The sequence below is a fragment of the Microbulbifer taiwanensis genome (genome assembly GCF_014904815.1).
GTDB classification, from domain to species: Bacteria; Pseudomonadota; Gammaproteobacteria; order Pseudomonadales; family Cellvibrionaceae; genus Microbulbifer; species Microbulbifer taiwanensis.
Genome location: NZ_JACZFR010000053.1, coordinates 56,246 through 72,648, shown reverse-complemented (window position 1 = coordinate 72,648; position 16,403 = coordinate 56,246). Strand labels below are relative to the sequence as shown.

The following is a 16,403-nucleotide window of genomic DNA, read 5'->3' as shown; positions in this document are numbered from 1 at the left end:
ACATGGCTCCCCCCCTGCTTTTTTTACGAACCCCCTCGTCTTCCCGGCGCAGGCCGGAACCCAGGTGCCACCGAACTGGATACCGGCCTGCGCCGGTATGACGAAGTAATCCACGGTGATGGAGACGATTTCCTACGCGGAAAAATTGTTCTGTGCATGGCGCATGATACCGGTGAGGGTAAGCTGGCTTTGCATCATCAGGCCGTACATGGTTTCCCCCCTGCTATTTTTTCGAATCCCTTCGTCATACCGGCAATCACTTCGTCATACCGGCGCAGGCCGGAATCCAGGTGCCACCGAACTGGATACCGGCCTGCGCCGGTATGACGAAGTGATTGCCGGTATGACGAAGTGGTTTCCGGTATGACGAAATGATTAACGTCTGATTTAAAGATCGAAATTGAGGCGCAGGGCCAGGGTGCGCGGATCGCCGTAAAACCCGGTGACTATCGGGAAGCCGGAATCGCGCAGATCATAGCCGGTGGTGCGGTACTCCTCATCGGCGAGGTTCTTTCCCTCCAGCGCCAGGCGCCAGCTGCCGCTCGGTGGTGTAAATACCACAGTAGCGTTCCACATGCTGTAGCCCTTCTGGAAGACGATTTCGCTGAGATCGGTGGTGGGGTAGACATCGTCCCGGTAGCTGTAGCTGAGGCGCGCATCCAGGTCCCCAAGATCCGCCAGCGGAAAACTGAAATCGCCGTTGATCGTGTAGGCCAGTTCCGGCGTATTGGTAAATGCCTGTTGATCGGCAATATCCACTCCGCCGGAGACATACTCTTTGTACTCGGCATCCAGCCAGGTGGCATTGCCACTCAGGGAGAAAGAATCACTGGGCGCCCACTGGTATTCCACTTCCAACCCCCGGATTTCGCCGGCACCGGCGTTGGTGAAGTCGCCGAAGAAGCTGTCGTTGTTGCCGTCGCCTGTGGTGTCCACGCCGGTAAAAATACTCAACTGGATATCTTCATAGTCGCTGTAGAAGAGCGCGGCATTGAGGCGGAAAGCCTGTGACAGATCGGACTTGAAACCCAGTTCGTAGCTGGCCACCCGCTCCGGCTTGTAGGGATTCTGCGACTCCGGCACCTGTACCGTATTGGCGCGGATGTTGTAGCCGCCGCTCTTGAAGCCTTCACTGTAGCTGGCATAGAGCAGGGTCTCTTCGCCGAGCTGGTGATCCAGGCCAATGCGCGGGGAGAAGTCGGTCCAGCTTTCCGACTCGTCAAAGTCTGCGGTCACCTGGCCGTTCGGCATTGTGAATGCCTCATCCGCAAAACCCTGGTTCAATACCCGTGCGCGCTTGTCCTCGCGATTGAAGCGGCCGCCCAGGCTCAGTGCGGTATTGTCGGTGAGGCTGTAACTCAGGTCGCCGAACAGCGCCAGCGCATTTGTCTGCACCTCGCCGCCGCTGAAACCGTATATCGCCAGTGTCGGCCCGATAATATTTTCGAATCCGGGCGCCACCAGTGCTGTGGGAAGGCCGAAGCGGTTGCGCACCTCGCCGCCGGCGGTGGCATCCATCCAGTAGAGACCGAAAACACCATCCAGTCTGTCGCCACTGTATTGCCACTGGAATTCCTGGCTCAACTGGTCGTCGGTCTGGATACCGTCCACATCGGCGATTGGATAAGGGCCCACATCGAAGTCGATAGCCTGGTTGTATCGTCCCTCGCGGTGCGCGGTAATGGATTTGAATCCCCAGTTGCCCTGTCCTTTCCAGGTAACAGTCAGCGCAGTGCCGGAGTTGTCGGTATCGTTGCCCTGATTGTCGAAACCGTTGTCGACGTCATAGCGGTGGTCGTTGGCCGGCAGCGGTGCATCGCCGCTGAAAAAGGGCTCGATGGTATTGGGAAGCATGCGCTGGGCCCCGCGCACGGCGGATCTGTCGTAGACGGCGTCGTGGGCCAGGTTCACCGACCAGCTGTCGTTCGGTCGCCACTCGATGGCGGCGCGGCCGGCGTAGAGCTGCTTGTCGGATACCTCAGCACCGCTGAAGCGGTTTTCGCCGAAGCCATCCCGCTCGAAGGAGCCCAGGGCCACCCGCGCGTAGAGGTTTTCCCCCAGCGGTGTACTGATGGCGGCCTTGAAATCCTGCTGGTTGTAACTGCCGAGCGCGGTGCCGAGAGATATCTCCGTCTCCTCCCCCATGGGCCTGCTGACATACTTAATAGCGCCGCCGATGGTATTGCGCCCGTACAGGGTACCCTGGGGGCCGCGCAGCACCTCCACCCGTTCCACATCGAGCATTTCCAGCAGTGCGCCCTGGGGCCGCGCCATATACACGTCGTCCACATAGATACCCACGCCGGGCTCCACGCCCCAGAGCGGGTCCGACTGGCCCACACCGCGAATATAGGCGGTGACCGTGGAAGTGGCCGCGCGGGCGGCGTAGACGGTGAGCCCCGGCGCCTGGGATTGCAGATCCGCCAGGCTGGAGACACCGGCGATCAGCATCTCCTCGCCGTTCAGGGCACTGACCGCCTGGGGCACCTCCTGCAGTGTCTCCTCGCGCCGGCGCGCGGAGACGACGATTTCCTCCATGGCCCCGGTGCTTTCCTGGGCAAAAACCTGCGGCACGCCAACCGCGCCCATGCCACTCAGCCCCGCCATCGCCAGGGGCAGCAGCTTTTTATGAAAACCAGGTACCGCATTATTGTTATTGAACATACCCAATTCCTCTCTCGCTTTTTATAGTTAGCAGGCTGTTAGTTAGCTGTTATCTTCCCCAACGGTTTTTCTTCCTTCTCAGAAATTTCACGCAGGAATTCTCGAATCAACTGATTGCACGCTTGCGGTTGGTCCATGGGTGAGGCGTGGCCGGAGTTTTCGATGACGGACAGGCGGGCATTGCCCAGCTGTGCCGTGTACCCGGCCTTGTAGGACACCGGCGTGTAGTCGTTATCGGCAGACAGGATCAGCGCCGGAATCCGGCTACCGGCAACTTTTTCACACACATTGAAAGCGCCTATGGCGCGCAGTACCCGCAGGTAGGATTTTTTGTCGGCAGCGGCGATGCTGCGCAGGAATTCATCGCGCAGCGGTTGCTGTTCGGTGCGGGGAAAGAGTTTCGGGGCAATCTTTTTCGCCAGTGCCGGAAGACCAAAGCTGTGAATCAGCAGGGTGCGGAAAGCCACCAGCAATTTCATCCGCCACTGGCCGGAAACAAGACCCGGGCCGGAATTGATTACGGTAATGGAATTCAGCCGCTCGGGGCTGTCTGCCAGTAACTGGAATAGAACCATGCCGCCGAGGGACAGGCCCACCACATGGGCGCGGACCATTTGCAGGTGATCCAACAGCGCCCGCACGTCCCTGGCCAGATCCGCGATGGTCACAGGCCCGTCGATCGGGTCGCTGTCGCCGTGGCCGGGAAAATCCAGGGTCAGCACACGAAACTCACCCGCCAGCCCATCGATCTGCGGTCGCCAGTCGGAGCCGCGAGAGCCGAGACCGTGCAGCAGCAACAGCGGCTCACCCCGCCCCTCACTGTCATCGGTAAAGTGCAGTCGACGACCGCGGTGGGAAAAATACGGCATGGTTTCCACTCACCTCACTATTGTTTTTATCTACCCCGGCTACCGGCAGGACACCCGTCTTCAATTCTGTGCGCTGCGATCCGGGCAAAATCAGAACCGGAATACGAATTCCGATACCGAAAAAATACTCTTCCCGGAGATGGATTGCAAGGGGATTATTGGAATATCAGGAGAAAGCAGGTGCCAGAGAAATGGACAGCTCGCTGCTTGGTTACCCGGTTACCGGGGACCGCGGAGATAGCCCAGCAGCAGTCGGGCTATCTCATCGCGCAGCGCCTCTGGCTGCAGGTCACCGAGAGTACCGGTCACAGTGTGCTGGTTGAGGGCCCCAAGCACCATATGCACGCCGGAGGACACCGCCTGCCGGGGCCTGGGGTGTAATACCTGGTCCATAAACGGCGCCAGGCAGTCACAGGCGGTGGAGGAAATATGGGTGTTGAGCTGGTGCACCCGGTCGCGGAAGGGAGCACTGCGGGACGCGCGCAGAATGACCGCGCGCAGCACGCCGCGACGGCCGGTGTAGACATCGATGTAGTTGTCCGTCAGCAGGCGCACACCCTCGGCCAGGTCCCGGCAATCGCCCCCCTGCCCCCGCAGGGATGCGGTCTTGTCCGCCAGCTGTTGCATAAAGCGCTGCAACAGCAACAGCGAGAGGGTGTCCTTGTCCCCCAGCAGGCGATAGAAAGTACCTACAGAAGATTCCGCCAGCCTGGCGATCTCCGCCACGCTGGCCTCTTCAAACTGATTGTCCGCCAGCAGCTTCTCGCCCGCAGCGAGAAGGCGTTCCAGCGCCTGGCGACTGCGTGCCTGGTTGGGCTCAGGCACCTGGACCAGAGTGAGATCGGGCTGGGACATTTTTATCCTTTTTTCAACGGCTTGATCAGGCCCTGCAGGCCTTCGATTTTGATTTCCAGCGTCAGCGCCATCAAATATCCCAACCTGCCCGCTGGAAACTCTTTCTTGGCGAACCAGAGCAGATACTCCTCCGGCAGGTCGATCAACAAGCGTCCGGCGTATTTGCCGAAGGGCATCTGTGTGCGCGCTATATCCAACAGGTCCTGTTTTTCAAACATGGCGATACTTTTGATTTTGGTTGCAGCGCCTTACTGTTGGCCGGCCGCGACACAGACAAGGGGGCAAGCTTACCCGATTGCAGTCCCCGGACATAAGGCCCGCAACATCCATTTGTTGCCCCACTACTGCGACCATACACTGGCTTCGACATGGGTCAGTCAAACTGGCTGGCCAGATGCTAAGACGATCTTGCAAAACCTCAACCGAGTAGTGACAGAGGTTCCTATGGGTATTCAAGCAGTGAAACATCTGGGCCTGGCGGCCGTACTGGCCGCAGGCCTCGGCAGCCAGGGCTGTGCCAATATGAGCGATACAGATCGCCGCATCGGTACCGGTGTCGGTATCGGCGCGGTGACCGGGGCCCTGATCTCCGGCGGCCGCCCGGCGGGCACCGTAGCCGGTGCGGTCATCGGCGCGGGCGCCGGCTGGCTCTACGACCGCGAGAAGAAAAAGCGCTACTACTACGATCGCCACGGCCGTCGCGTGTACGAGCGCTAAAAGACCGGGGGAGTCCGCTTGCGGATTCCCCCGTCCGACAACTGCCGGTATCTACAGCAGTTTGGTTTTCGTCTTGCCGCAGCGCTGGCAGCGGTATTCGGTCACCAGCTTGCCCTGCTTTACGTCGAATTTTCTCTCCGTCACCACCACCCATTTGTGGAAGCCGTCGCGGCACAGGCTGCTGCCCTTGTGTTTCTGCCAGGCGATTTTTCTCTTGAACGGAATCACGTCGCCCATTGTCAGGCCACCTCCCCTGCTGCATGGCCGGAAGCCCAGGCCCACTGGAAATTGTACCCGCCCAGCCAGCCGGTCACATCGAGTACCTCGCCGATAAAATAGAGTCCCGACTGCGCCTTGCACTCCATGGTACGCGATGAAATTTCGTCGGTATCCACACCGCCCAGGGTCACCTCCGCGGTGCGGTAGCCCTCGGTGCCAGCGGGCAGCAGCTGCCAGGTCTGCAGTTTCTGACCGATACCTGCCAGTGCCTTCTCGCCGTACTGTTTTAGCGCCCGGCTTTCGACACCCTGGCGTTGCAGGAAATACTGCACCAGCTTTTTGCTCCAGATTTCCGCCAGCGCGCTGTGCAGATGGCTGTCCGGATTCTGCTCGCGCCGCTCCCGCAACCACTCGGCCAGATCGCGCCCCGGGGCCAGGTCAAAACTCACCGCCTGCCCCTCGCGCCAGTGGCTGGAGATCTGCAGCACCGCCGGCCCGCTCAGGCCGCGGTGGGTAAACAGCATCTGTTCACTGAAACTGCCCTCGCCACAGCTGGCGGTCACTTCGAGGGCGCTGCCGGGCAGCTCACCCTGCCGCTCCAGCTGGCGCCTGTGCTGGGTGAAGGGCACCAGGGCCGCGCGGGTGGGGATAATATTAAGGCCGAACTGGCGCGCCACATCATAGCCAAAGCCGGTGGCCCCCATGGTCGGAATCGACAGGCCGCCGGTGGCGATGACCAGGGATTCACAGAATACAGGGCCCAGACTGGTGTCGACAATAAAGCCTTTTTCCAGTGGTTCTATGTTTCGAATACTGCAGCGGGTGCGGATCTGCGCTTTCGCCGCGCGGCACTCCGCCAGCAGCAGATCGACGATATCTTTGGACTTGTTGTCGCAGAACAGTTGGCCGAGGGTCTTCTCGTGGTAGGGAATGCCGTGTTTCTCCACCAGCGCGATAAAGTCCCACTGGGTGAAGCGGGCCAGGGCCGACTTGCAGAAATGTGGATTCTCGCTGTAGAAATTTTCCGGCGCCGTATACAGGTTGGTGAAATTGCAGCGACCACCGCCGGACATCAGGATTTTCTTGCCGACCTTGTTGGCGTGGTCCAGCACCAGAACGCTGCGCCCGCGGTTGCCCGCGGTGGCCGCGCACATCAACCCCGCCGCGCCGGCGCCGACAATCAGGACATCGACGCGCTCGGGCAACTGGCTGGAAGGATTTTCACTCATGGAGGGGATTTATGGCCGCGTGAACGGCCACGGAATCAGGCCCGCGGCAATGTGACGCCGCGCTGGCCCTGGTACTTGCCGCCGCGATCCGCGTAGGACACGTCACAGACTTCATCGGACTCGAAGAACAGCATCTGCGCCACGCCCTCGTGGGCGTAGATCTTCGCCGGCAGGTTGGTGGTGTTGGAGAATTCCAGGGTCACATGCCCCTCCCACTCCGGCTCCAGCGGTGTCACATTGACGATGATGCCACAGCGGGCATAGGTGGACTTGCCCAGGCAGATGGTCAGCACCGAGCGCGGAATACGGAAGTACTCGACGGTGCGCGCCAGGGCGAAGGAGTTGGGCGGAATGATGCAGGAATCCCCCTCCACATCGACGAAGCTGTTCTCGTCGAAGGTCTTGGGGTCCACGGTGGCGGAGTGCACATTGGTGAAGATCTTGAACTCACTGGCGCAGCGCACATCGTAGCCATAGCTGGAGGTGCCGTAGGAGATCAGCCGATCGCCGCTGCCGTTATGGCGCACCTGGCCCGGCTCGAACGGCTCGATCATGCCCTGCTGCTCGGCCATACGGCGAATCCACTTGTCGGACTTGATACTCACTCCGCTCCCCCTGGGTACATTCTTGGCTATTCAACTCTTTGTCTGTTGTTGTCTCGGTCGACAACGAGGCCGAATCATAGCCGTTTTGTGCTGTGCAAAAAAGTGCCAATCGAATCCGCGCCCCCTTGTTGCCCTGAATCAACTACTGTATAAATTACCAGTAATAGCTGTACAAACATACAGTCGCCACTTCGAAAGGGTGGTCAACGAGGGCCGAAAACCGTGAGCAACGCCGAAAACCTATTGCAAAACAATCAGTTAGCCGACCAGTCCAGGCAACAGCGCCTGAGCCAGCTGCTCGCCAGGCCGGATATCTGGCAGGCCGCCAACGAACACAAGCGCCAGCGCGGCGGTATCGCCTCCGGTTACGCGACCCTGGACGCCCTGCTCGCCGGCCGCGGCTGGCCCCGCGGCGCCACCACCGAACTGCTGGTGGATAGATCCGGCATCGGCGAAATATCCCTGCTGCTGCCGGCCCTGGCGGAACTCACCCAGCGCGAACAGATGGTGGTACTGGTCAACCCGCCCTTTATTCCTTACGCCCCGGCCCTGGCCGCCGCCGGCATACAGCTGGAAAAGCTGCTGATACTGCACCCTCGCGGACAGAAGGACGAACTCTGGGCCATGGAACAATCCCTGCAGTCCGGTTGCTGCGGCGCCCTGCTCAGTTGGCAGGGGAGTCGGGCCCCGGCGGACAAGGACCTGCGCCGCCTGCAGCTCGCCGCCCGCGAGGGCGACTGCCTGCACTTCCACTTCCGCCCCCAGTCCACAGCCACCGCCCCCTCCCCCGCCAGCCTGCGGCTGTCGTTGAGTAGCGATGGTGAGCAGCTGGCGGTACAGCTACTGAAACAGCTCGGCGGCCAGTCCGGCCAGCGATTGCACTTGTCCCGCAATACCGACCTGACCCGCCGCGACCGCCCGCTGCACTGATCTTTTTACCCCCTCTCCCACTTGTGGAGAGGGGCCGGGGGAGAGGCCCCCTGTAGGAGCGGCCGTTGGCCGCGATCCATCTACCCGAATGGCAATGTGCAACAGGCAACAAACGGAAACCACCATGCTCTGGCTCTGCATCCAATTCCCCAAACTCCCCCTGGAAGTACTCACCCGCGCCCAGCGCGACGGCGCCCAATCCAGCCCCCAGGCCGTAGTGGAAGAGCAACTGATCGTGGATGCCAACAACCCCGCCGCCGAGCGCAGCGTGGAAACCGGCCTCACCATCGCCACCGCCTGCGCCCTCTGCGCCGACCTGCAACTACTGCAGCGGGACACCCAGCGGGAGGAACAACAGTTACAGCAACTGGCCCAGTGGGGCTACAGCTTCACCCCGGTGGTCTCCCCCCTGGCCGCCGGCTCCGTCGATGCCGGCGATGACCACTTCGCCTGTCTCTACCTGGAACTCTCCGGCTGCCTCAAGGCCAATGGTGGCCTCCAGCCACTGCTGCAACAGCTGAAGCGCGAACTGCGCCAGATGCGTATCAGCTGCTTTATGGGCCTGGGCCACAGCCCCAGCACCGCGCGTATGCTCAGCCAGCTGCCGGAACACCGCCAGTGGCTCGCGGAGACCCAGGCGCCGCCCAGCCCGCAGCAGTGGAAACAGTGGATCAGCTTCTCCCCCAGCAAACTGCTCGACTGCGACCACAAGACCATCGCCAAGCTCTACGCCTGTGGTATCAAGCGCGTCAGCCAGCTGCTGGCGATACCGCTGTCGGAAGTGGGCAGCCGCTTCGGCCGCGGCTTCGTCGACTATTTGGCGCGCCTCAGCGGCACCCGCCACGACCCGGTGCCCAGTTACCAGCCACCGCCGGAGTTCCACAGTGAACTCTTCTTCCCCAGCCCGCTGGACAACAGCGAACAGCTGCTGTTTCCCACCGGCCGCCTGGTGCGCGAACTCTGCCAGCAACTGCAGCGCCGCCAGCTCTACAGCCACCAGCTGCGCTGGAAACTGGATTTCGGCCAGCGGGGCTGCAAGGTCTTCAGCGTCGAAGTCTCGCGCCCGATGCTGGACCCGCAGCGCCTGATCGCGCTGACAAAGCTGCAGCTGGAGAGAATCCGGCTGGAACAACCGATACAGGCCCTCAGCCTCACCTGCGACCAGCTGCTGCCACTGGAGCAGAACAAGCTCGACGACGACCTCTTCGGCAGGGAAACCCGGGTCCAGCGCAGCCACCAGCTGCTGGACAAACTCAAGGCCCGCCTCGGCCACGAGGCCCTCTCCGGTGTCACCCTGAAGGAGAGCTACCTGCCGGAACAGGCCTGGGCCAGCGCCGACACACTGGTACTGCAGAGCAGCCGCAGTAAGAAGGGCCACCAACTGCAACCGATCAAGGCCCCCCGTCCCACCTGGCTCTTGCCCAGGCCCGACAAGCTGCAGAGCCGCGCACACAAGCTCTTCTACCGCGGCGAGATCAAGCTGTTGCAGGGCCCCGAGCGCATCGACGGCTACTGGTGGCAACACGGCCGCCACGGGCGGGATTACTACCTGGCGCGGGGGGAGGAAGGCGGGCTCTACTGGGTGTTTCAGGACCTGACTTCGGAGGATTGGTATCTGCATGGGGTCTATGGCTAGCCCTGCTGTATGGAATTTGAACAACCCCAGGTTATCATATAAGATAACCTCACTCGGAAAGAACAGTGGCGTGGACAATTGATTTCTACGACGGCGTCGAAAATGCCATTCTTGCAATGCCGCCGAAAATACAGGCGCGCATGCTGAGGCTTCTTGAACTGGCAGAAACCTATGGAGCCAACCTCGGAGCTCCACACACAGCCCCGCTAGGTGACGGCCTATTTGAAATCAGAGCCAAGGCCAGCGAAGGCATAGCTAGAGCGCTATTCTGTTACATGCAAGGTAATCATATTTACATCTTGCACGCCTTCGTAAAGAAATCTCAGAAGCTCCCCAAGAAAGAGTTTCGTTTGGCACAGGCCCGAATGAAAGAGATTAACCAAGATGAGTAAGTTACAGAAACTGAAAGACCGTGCCCTTCAGGCTCCCGAAGTACAGCGCGAGTACGACGCCCTTGAAGAAGAGTTCGAGCTAATCGACAAACTCCTGAAGATGAGAACAGCTGCGGGCTTAACCCAGGAAGAACTCGCACACCGCATGGGCACCAAGAAGAGCAACATCTGCCGCCTGGAGAAAGGCAATACAAACCCCAGCTGGAAAGTCTTAAAAAAATATGCACACGCATGCGGCTTTGAGATCAGTGTAGAGTTTCACGCGGCATAATATGAAAAAATGTAAAGAATTAGCTTCCACGTCGCCAAACGCCTGAATATCAGCCAGGCAGCTTACGCCCAGCTCGAGGCCAGCCAGCGCCCGCGGAAGTCCACCTTGCAACGGGTATCTGCTGCACTGGGAATTACGCCACAACAGTTGGAAATTTGAAGAAGCCTTAACAACACCCCAAGAGTCGTCATTCCGGCGTAGGCCGGAATCCAGAAACCACGGAGCCAGAGCCTAGATACCGGCCTGCGCCGGTATGACGAGACATGGGTATTAACCATGAACAGACAACCATGCGTCTATATTCTCGCCAGCAAACGCAACGGTACACTCTACACAGGTGTCACCTCAAACCTCATACAGAGAATCTGGCAACACAAAAATGACTTCATCAAAGGCTTCACTACAAAGTACGGAGTAAAAACCCTCGTCTGGTTCGAACTCCATGGCACCATGGAAAACGCAATCAACCGAGAGAAGACAATCAAGAACTGGCAACGCGCCTGGAAACTAAATCTGATCGAAAAGTCCAATCGTCACTGGCGAGACCTATATCCGGAAATCCTCTAATACCCATCTCATCATCCCGGACTTGACCCAATACCGGGATCCAGAAACTACGGAGCTAGAGTCTGGATACCGGCCTGCGCCGGTATGACGAAAGGTAAACACAATGCAGTACGCCGAACTCTTCTGCCAAAGCAACTTCTCCTTCCTGCAGGGTGCCTCCCACCCGCAGGAGCTGATCCAGACGGCACATCAGCTGGGCTACAGCGCCCTGGCCATCACCGACGAATGCTCCCTGTCCGGCGTAGTCCGCGCCTACAAGGAACTGGTGAACCTGAAAGCCACCGGTAGCCAACTCAAGCTGATCTGCGGCAGCTACTTCCGCCTGCAGGAAGGCGAGCAACTGGTACTGCTGGCGCCCAACAAAACCGCCTATAGCGAACTCTGCCAGCTGATTTCCACTTCACGCCTGCGCGCGGAAAAGGGCCAATACCAGACATATTTCAAAGACCTGCTACAAATCTGCCGGCAGACCATCGCCATCTGGCTCCCGCACGAGTCTCCGCTGAGTATTCCCGAGGAACTGAAACAGCACTTCCGCGGCCGCCTGTATATCGCCTTCAGCAATCACCTGCTGCCACAACAAAACTCCCGCAACACCGAATTGATTCAATTCGCCGAGCGAGAAAGACTGCCCATGGTGGCCACCAGCGCCGTACTGATGCACTGCCGCAGCCGCAAACCCCTGCAGGACGTGCTCAACGCCAACTACCACAACTGCACCCTGGAGCAACTGGGTTATCGTATTGAACAGAACGCCGAGCGCTATATGCGCAGTCTCGAGGATATCCAGGCCCTGTATCCCGGACATGCCATAGAAAATACTACGGCTATTGCCGAGCGCTGCCATTTCAGCCTCAGTGAATTGCGCTACCAGTACCCTTCGGAAGTCCTGCCAGCCGGTAAAAAGTCCAGCAACTACCTGCGCGAACTGGTGGAGACTGGCAAAAAGGAACGCTGGCCGGAAGGCCCCTCCCAGAAAATTGCCGAGCAGATCGAAACAGAACTCGCACTAATCGGCGAGCTGGAATACGAGCATTACTTCCTCACCATTTACGACATAGTCCAGCACGCCCGCAACCAGCATATCCTCTACCAGGGCCGCGGCTCCGCCGCCAACTCGGTGGTCTGCTACTGCCTGTTTATCACCGAGATAGACCCGCACAAGATAGGCCTGCTGTTCGAGCGTTTTATCTCCCGCGAGCGCAACGAACCGCCGGATATCGATGTGGATTTCGAGCACGAAAGGCGCGAGGAGATCATCCAGTACATCTACGGCAAATACGGTCGCCACCGCGCCGGCCTCGCCGCGACCAAAATAACCTACCGCTTCAAGAGCGCCCTGCGCGATATCGGCAAGGCCCTGGGTATCAGCGCCGCCACCATCGAGCAGCTGCTGGCGGAGCGCGCCTGGTGGGACAAAATGGAAGACTTCCCCCGGCAGATGCAGAAAGTCGGCCTGGATCCGGAGAGCATCACCGGCAAGGCCCTGCCGCAGCTACTGGCACAGATCCACGGTTTCCCCCGCCACCTGTCCCAGCATGTGGGCGGCTTCGTGATCACCGAACAGCCGCTGCACACACTGGTGCCGATCGAAAACGCCGCCATGGAGGACCGCACCATAGTGCAGTGGGACAAGGAGGATATCGAAGACCTGAAACTGATGAAGGTGGACATTCTCGCCCTGGGCATGCTCACCGCCCTGCGCAAATCCCTGAGCTATATCGCCCTCTACGGCCCAAAGCTCAGGTTGCAGGACATCCCCCCCGACGACGAAGCCGTCTACGGGATGATGTGTCGCGCCGACACCGTTGGTGTCTTCCAGATAGAGTCCCGCGCGCAGATGAGCATGCTGCCGAGGCTGCAGCCACGCCGCTTCTACGAGCTCACCATAGAAATCGCCATAGTCCGCCCCGGCCCCATCGAGGGTGGCATGGTACACCCCTACCTGCGCCGCAAGCAGGGTCTGGAACCGGTGACCTACCCCCACGAAAACCTGCGCCCGGTACTGGAGCGCACATTGGGCGTACCCATATTCCAGGAGCAGGTCATCCAGCTCTCCATGGTCGCCGCCGGCTTCAGCGGCGGCGAGGCCGACGAACTGCGCCGCGCCATGGCCAGCTGGGGCAAGAACGGCGACCTGTACAAATTCAGGGACAAACTGATCCAGGGCATGCAGGCCAACGGCTATAGAGCCGAGTTCGCCGAACAACTGTTCAACCAGATGAAAGGTTTCGGCTCCTACGGCTTCCCCGAATCCCACTCCGCCAGCTTCGCCCTGCTGGCCTACTTCTCCGCCTGGGTAAAACACCACCACCCGGCGGCTTTTTACTGCGGCCTGCTCAACAGCCAGCCCATGGGCTTCTACGCCCCGGCACAACTGGTCTACGACGCCCAGCGTCACAACGTAAAGGTGTTACCCATAGATGTTCTTTACAGCCATTGGCACCACAGCCTGGAACTCCAGCCCCCCTCTCCCGCTTGCGGAAGAGGGGGCGGGGGAGAGGGAAAACCAGCCGCGCCCCAACACACAGACGAGAACACACTCTCCCGTAGGAGCGGCCCATGGCCGCGATCGATGCATGCCAACTTCACAAGAGTACAAGAACGCCCCCAAACCTTATCGAACACCCAGAAAGCAGAAAGCCTCCCTCTCACGCCCACCACTCCGCCGTCATCCCGGCACAAACCGCAACCCACCACCCCAGTGCTCCGCCTCGGCCTACGCCTGATCAAAGGTCTCGACGAACAAACCGCAACCACCATCACCACCCAGAGAGAAAAACAAACCTTCACCTCCCTACCCCAGTTCCGCCAGCTAACCCAACTCCCCAGGGAACAGACCACCGCCCTGGCCAGTGCCAACGCCTTCAACAGCCTGACCGAAAACCGCTACCTGGATACCTGGCTGTCATTGAACGGAGAGATAGAAAGCACTATCACCACTCAACACAGCCCCGGCAACTCCACAGAGGACAACACCTACAGCGACTACAGCAGCACAGGCCTGACCCTGCGCGAACACCCAATCGCCCTGCTGCGCCGCCGGGACCGATTCCGCAAGCACAACACAGCATGGGAACTGGCCCAATACCCAAACGGCCAGCAGGCGACCATTATCGGCCTGGTCACCTGCCGGCAGAGGCCTGGCAGCGCTGCCGGAGTGATGTTTCTGACTCTGGAGGACGAGACTGGAGTGATCAATGTAGTGCTGTGGGAAAAGACTCAACAGCGCTATAGAATGGAGATCAAACGGGGCAATATCCTGCAAATCAGTGGACGAATCCAGATTAATGCCACTCCAGAGGAATCGAGTCATCCCGTAGTCCATTTGGTCGGACAAAAAGTTCTCTGTTTAGAGTGGGCGGAAATCCAGAGCGTCAGAAGCTTTCACTGAAAGCGAAATAGGGGAGGTCGAAGCAAGCCGCAATCGGCCGCAACTAAGATAGCAGTTACAAATACTTTTTTCCAAACAGCCACTGGCAGGCAAAGTGATAAATAAAACGAGGATTTTGCTTTAAGTAGCGCTTCCACAGGCGGCGCGGTTCGGACAACAATCGAAATAGCCATTCTAACCCCAACTTCTGCATCCAAAGTGGAGCTTGTCTCTTCGATCCAGCAATAAAATCAAAGGCTGCACCTACCCCAATCATTACGCAGCTGAGACGCCCTTTGTGCGCTGCCATCCAACGTTCCTGCTTGGGACATCCTAAGCCGACAAAGAGTATGTTTACTTCAGCGTCATTAATGGTCCTCACTACGCTTTTGTCTTCATCTACGGTTAGTGCACGAAAAGGAGGAGCGTAGACATAACTTAGCCTGATACCTGGACAGCTTTTCTTTAAGGCCTTTACTACCTTCTCCAGTACTATGTCTGAACTACCACCGTATAGGCCAATATTCAGGCGCTTCTCACCGGAAATTTTGCATAGAGTATACATGATTTCCTGGCCGCGAACCTGCGTTGCCTCACTAGCCCCTAGCAGTTTCTGCGCCCAAAAAATCGGACGTCCGTCGGGGACGACCATATCGGCTCCATTAACCATCGAGCGAAAATTCAACGAATCCAATACTTCCATGCACATATGGACGTTGGAGAGACAAATGTAGCTGCCCTGTCTAGATACCGCCAAACTTTGCACTATACTGACTGTTGCATCTAAATCCGTGACATCAGTATTCATAGCAATAATTCGGCTATAATTTACCATTGTCTACCTTTAGCCTCTTCAATTGCCTGCTCATATACCCCCATTGTAATTTTATAGTTATTTTCTGGTGTATACTTCTCTAGGTATTCATGGCGAGCTCTCAATCCCATTTCAAATACAAGATTTCTGTTATGCATCATCCACTGGACTTTCTCGATTAAACTTTCGGAACTTCCTGGCTCAAAAAGGAGGCCGGTTACACCGTCCTCTATCATCGTCTCAAAGCTGCCTAATCTCGAAGCAATCACAGGCGTTCCACAAGCAAACGACTCTATTATGACAACTCCAAATGTTTCGTAGCAGAGCGAAGGAACAATTATGAAATCAGCATTTCGCATAAAATCCAAAGTACTCCGCCTATCTTGTCTTCCCAAAAATTCAAGGCTGTCAGCGCTCTTATTAGACACTATGCTTTCAAGGGGACCCTCACCGATAATTTTCAGTGGGAAATTAATATTTTTCCATGCATCAATCAATACATTGACACCCTTCTCTTCACTCAAACGTCCAACAAAAACTCCATAAGCATCGGTCTTCCTGAATACTTTTCTATCTGTAAATGGATCCTCAATAAAGTTTGGTTTTATCGAAATCTTACTCTCCGGCCACCCAGCATCAATATACTTCTTTCGAGAAAAGTCAGTCAACGCTATAAAACGATCTACTTTATTCTGCCAAGTCCCAAGATATTTATGAGCCTCAACCATAGTAGCAACAATAAAACTACCAATATAAGACTCTCTATATACTTTTTTTGAAGCTGTCCACCATGACGATTCTTTCAAAGATCGCTCTTCTATCCGACCTTTATGAAAAAATGTAGCAGTAGGACAAATCGCCCTATAATTATGAAGGGTATGAACTACCGGAACTCCAAGATATTTACACACATAAAAAACGGCTGGAGAAATTAATGGAAAATAGTTATGCACATGCACCAAATCTGGAGAAAACCTTCTAATTTCAGATTCTATAGCTTGGCTTGACTTTCTAGAATATACAACCCCTACAGCTGCTTTGATTTTATTTACAATTCCATCTATCTCTTGATTATAAAAGCATAGAATCTGTACTTCATGCCCCCCCCTTTGCAACATTTCGGCTTCTGATTCCATTACAGAATCTTCACCTCCACGGTTTTGGTAACTATTGTGGACAATTAATATTTTCATAAAATTTGCCTTTTTAAAACTTGCAGTTGTCACCAAAACTCGCAAAGTCAATGGCACATTGAGCTGCTG

17 protein-coding genes are annotated in these 16,403 nt (G+C 57.5%); 8 read left to right on the top strand and 9 right to left on the bottom strand.

What is annotated here, in order from left to right; genetic code table 11:
• Window positions 1-387: 387 nt before the first annotated feature.
• From IG627_RS17825 to IG627_RS17810, 4 genes are all read right to left on the bottom strand, one after another.
• The gene (locus IG627_RS17825) at window positions 388-2,664 is read right to left on the bottom strand and encodes a TonB-dependent receptor (protein WP_226865389.1); all 2,277 of its coding nucleotides are present in this window, start codon (window positions 2,662-2,664) and stop codon (window positions 388-390) included.
• A gap of 38 nt (window positions 2,665-2,702) precedes the next feature.
• Window positions 2,703-3,533: an alpha/beta fold hydrolase gene (locus tag IG627_RS17820; protein ID WP_193194145.1), complete on the bottom strand. Its 831-nt coding sequence runs from the start codon at window positions 3,531-3,533 to the stop codon at window positions 2,703-2,705.
• Window positions 3,534-3,752: 219 nt separating this feature from the next.
• A complete protein-coding gene (locus IG627_RS17815) occupies window positions 3,753-4,388 on the bottom strand; it encodes a TetR/AcrR family transcriptional regulator (protein ID WP_193194143.1) in 636 nt (211 codons plus the stop codon).
• Between the two features lie 2 nt (window positions 4,389-4,390).
• Window positions 4,391-4,606 (bottom strand): DUF3820 family protein, encoded by a 216-nt coding sequence (locus IG627_RS17810; RefSeq protein ID WP_193194142.1) that lies wholly within the window; start codon window positions 4,604-4,606, stop codon window positions 4,391-4,393.
• 226 nt (window positions 4,607-4,832) lie between these two features.
• Here IG627_RS17810 and IG627_RS17805 point away from each other — a divergent pair, with 226 nt between their 5' ends.
• Window positions 4,833-5,105 carry a glycine zipper domain-containing protein gene (locus IG627_RS17805; protein ID WP_193194139.1) on the top strand — a complete coding sequence of 91 codons (273 nt, stop codon included), beginning with the start codon at window positions 4,833-4,835 and terminating at the stop codon, window positions 5,103-5,105.
• A gap of 51 nt (window positions 5,106-5,156) precedes the next feature.
• Here the strand turns inward: IG627_RS17805 and IG627_RS17800 are convergent, their stop codons facing one another.
• Genes IG627_RS17800 through dcd form a run of 3 tightly spaced genes read right to left on the bottom strand, consistent with a single transcriptional unit; the run spans window position 5,157 to window position 7,158 of the window.
• Entirely contained in the window at window positions 5,157-5,342 is a 186-nt protein-coding gene (locus IG627_RS17800; RefSeq protein WP_193194137.1) for a hypothetical protein, read from the bottom strand.
• Between the two features lie 2 nt (window positions 5,343-5,344).
• Complete coding sequence (locus IG627_RS17795) at window positions 5,345-6,553, bottom strand: BaiN/RdsA family NAD(P)/FAD-dependent oxidoreductase (RefSeq protein WP_193194135.1); 1,209 nt, start codon at window positions 6,551-6,553, stop codon at window positions 5,345-5,347.
• Window positions 6,554-6,588: 35 nt separating this feature from the next.
• Window positions 6,589-7,158, bottom strand: a complete 570-nt coding sequence (dcd, locus tag IG627_RS17790) for a dCTP deaminase (protein ID WP_193194132.1) — start codon at window positions 7,156-7,158, stop codon at window positions 6,589-6,591.
• A gap of 222 nt (window positions 7,159-7,380) precedes the next feature.
• Here dcd and imuA point away from each other — a divergent pair, with 222 nt between their 5' ends.
• The 7 genes from imuA (at window position 7,381) to IG627_RS17755 (ending at window position 14,348) form a co-directional block, all read left to right on the top strand.
• The gene (gene imuA / locus IG627_RS17785) at window positions 7,381-8,088 is read left to right on the top strand and encodes a translesion DNA synthesis-associated protein ImuA (RefSeq protein ID WP_193194130.1); all 708 of its coding nucleotides are present in this window, start codon (window positions 7,381-7,383) and stop codon (window positions 8,086-8,088) included.
• A gap of 124 nt (window positions 8,089-8,212) precedes the next feature.
• A complete protein-coding gene (locus IG627_RS17780) occupies window positions 8,213-9,724 on the top strand; it encodes a Y-family DNA polymerase (protein ID WP_193194128.1) in 1,512 nt (503 codons plus the stop codon).
• A 65-nt stretch (window positions 9,725-9,789) separates the two neighbouring features.
• Window positions 9,790-10,116, top strand: a complete 327-nt coding sequence (locus IG627_RS17775; protein ID WP_193194126.1) for a type II toxin-antitoxin system RelE/ParE family toxin — start codon at window positions 9,790-9,792, stop codon at window positions 10,114-10,116.
• A complete protein-coding gene (locus IG627_RS17770; protein ID WP_193194124.1) occupies window positions 10,109-10,387 on the top strand; it encodes a helix-turn-helix domain-containing protein in 279 nt (92 codons plus the stop codon). The genes IG627_RS17775 and IG627_RS17770 overlap by 8 nt, the downstream gene beginning before the upstream one ends.
• Window positions 10,388-10,405: 18 nt before the next feature.
• Window positions 10,406-10,546 (top strand): helix-turn-helix domain-containing protein, encoded by a 141-nt coding sequence (locus tag IG627_RS21345; RefSeq protein WP_193194157.1) that lies wholly within the window; start codon window positions 10,406-10,408, stop codon window positions 10,544-10,546.
• 117 nt (window positions 10,547-10,663) lie between these two features.
• The gene (locus IG627_RS17760) at window positions 10,664-10,954 is read left to right on the top strand and encodes a GIY-YIG nuclease family protein (RefSeq protein WP_193194122.1); all 291 of its coding nucleotides are present in this window, start codon (window positions 10,664-10,666) and stop codon (window positions 10,952-10,954) included.
• Window positions 10,955-11,057: 103 nt separating this feature from the next.
• A complete protein-coding gene (locus IG627_RS17755) occupies window positions 11,058-14,348 on the top strand; it encodes an error-prone DNA polymerase (protein WP_193194120.1) in 3,291 nt (1,096 codons plus the stop codon).
• A 55-nt stretch (window positions 14,349-14,403) separates the two neighbouring features.
• On the opposite strand, the gene IG627_RS17750 is transcribed toward IG627_RS17755, so the two are convergent.
• Complete coding sequence (locus tag IG627_RS17750) at window positions 14,404-15,162, bottom strand: WecB/TagA/CpsF family glycosyltransferase (RefSeq protein ID WP_193194118.1); 759 nt, start codon at window positions 15,160-15,162, stop codon at window positions 14,404-14,406.
• A complete protein-coding gene (locus tag IG627_RS17745; RefSeq protein WP_193194116.1) occupies window positions 15,156-16,334 on the bottom strand; it encodes a glycosyltransferase family 4 protein in 1,179 nt (392 codons plus the stop codon). Before IG627_RS17745 ends, IG627_RS17750 begins: the two co-directional genes overlap by 7 nt.
• Window positions 16,335-16,403 lie beyond the last annotated feature (69 nt).

Coding starts and splice junctions, on each gene's coding strand:
- IG627_RS17825 (WP_226865389.1), bottom strand. CDS start 2,664: ATGTTCAATAACAATAATGCGGTACCTGGTTTTCATAAAAAGCTGCTG.
- IG627_RS17820 (WP_193194145.1), bottom strand. CDS start 3,533: ATGCCGTATTTTTCCCACCGCGGTCGTCGACTGCACTTTACCGATGAC.
- IG627_RS17815 (WP_193194143.1), bottom strand. CDS start 4,388: ATGTCCCAGCCCGATCTCACTCTGGTCCAGGTGCCTGAGCCCAACCAG.
- IG627_RS17810 (WP_193194142.1), bottom strand. CDS start 4,606: ATGTTTGAAAAACAGGACCTGTTGGATATAGCGCGCACACAGATGCCC.
- IG627_RS17805 (WP_193194139.1), top strand. CDS start 4,833: ATGGGTATTCAAGCAGTGAAACATCTGGGCCTGGCGGCCGTACTGGCC.
- IG627_RS17800 (WP_193194137.1), bottom strand. CDS start 5,342: ATGGGCGACGTGATTCCGTTCAAGAGAAAAATCGCCTGGCAGAAACAC.
- IG627_RS17795 (WP_193194135.1), bottom strand. CDS start 6,553: ATGAGTGAAAATCCTTCCAGCCAGTTGCCCGAGCGCGTCGATGTCCTG.
- IG627_RS17780 (WP_193194128.1), top strand. CDS start 8,213: ATGCTCTGGCTCTGCATCCAATTCCCCAAACTCCCCCTGGAAGTACTC.
- IG627_RS17770 (WP_193194124.1), top strand. CDS start 10,109: ATGAGTAAGTTACAGAAACTGAAAGACCGTGCCCTTCAGGCTCCCGAA.
- IG627_RS17760 (WP_193194122.1), top strand. CDS start 10,664: ATGAACAGACAACCATGCGTCTATATTCTCGCCAGCAAACGCAACGGT.
- IG627_RS17755 (WP_193194120.1), top strand. CDS start 11,058: ATGCAGTACGCCGAACTCTTCTGCCAAAGCAACTTCTCCTTCCTGCAG.
- IG627_RS17750 (WP_193194118.1), bottom strand. CDS start 15,162: ATGGTAAATTATAGCCGAATTATTGCTATGAATACTGATGTCACGGAT.
- IG627_RS17745 (WP_193194116.1), bottom strand. CDS start 16,334: ATGAAAATATTAATTGTCCACAATAGTTACCAAAACCGTGGAGGTGAA.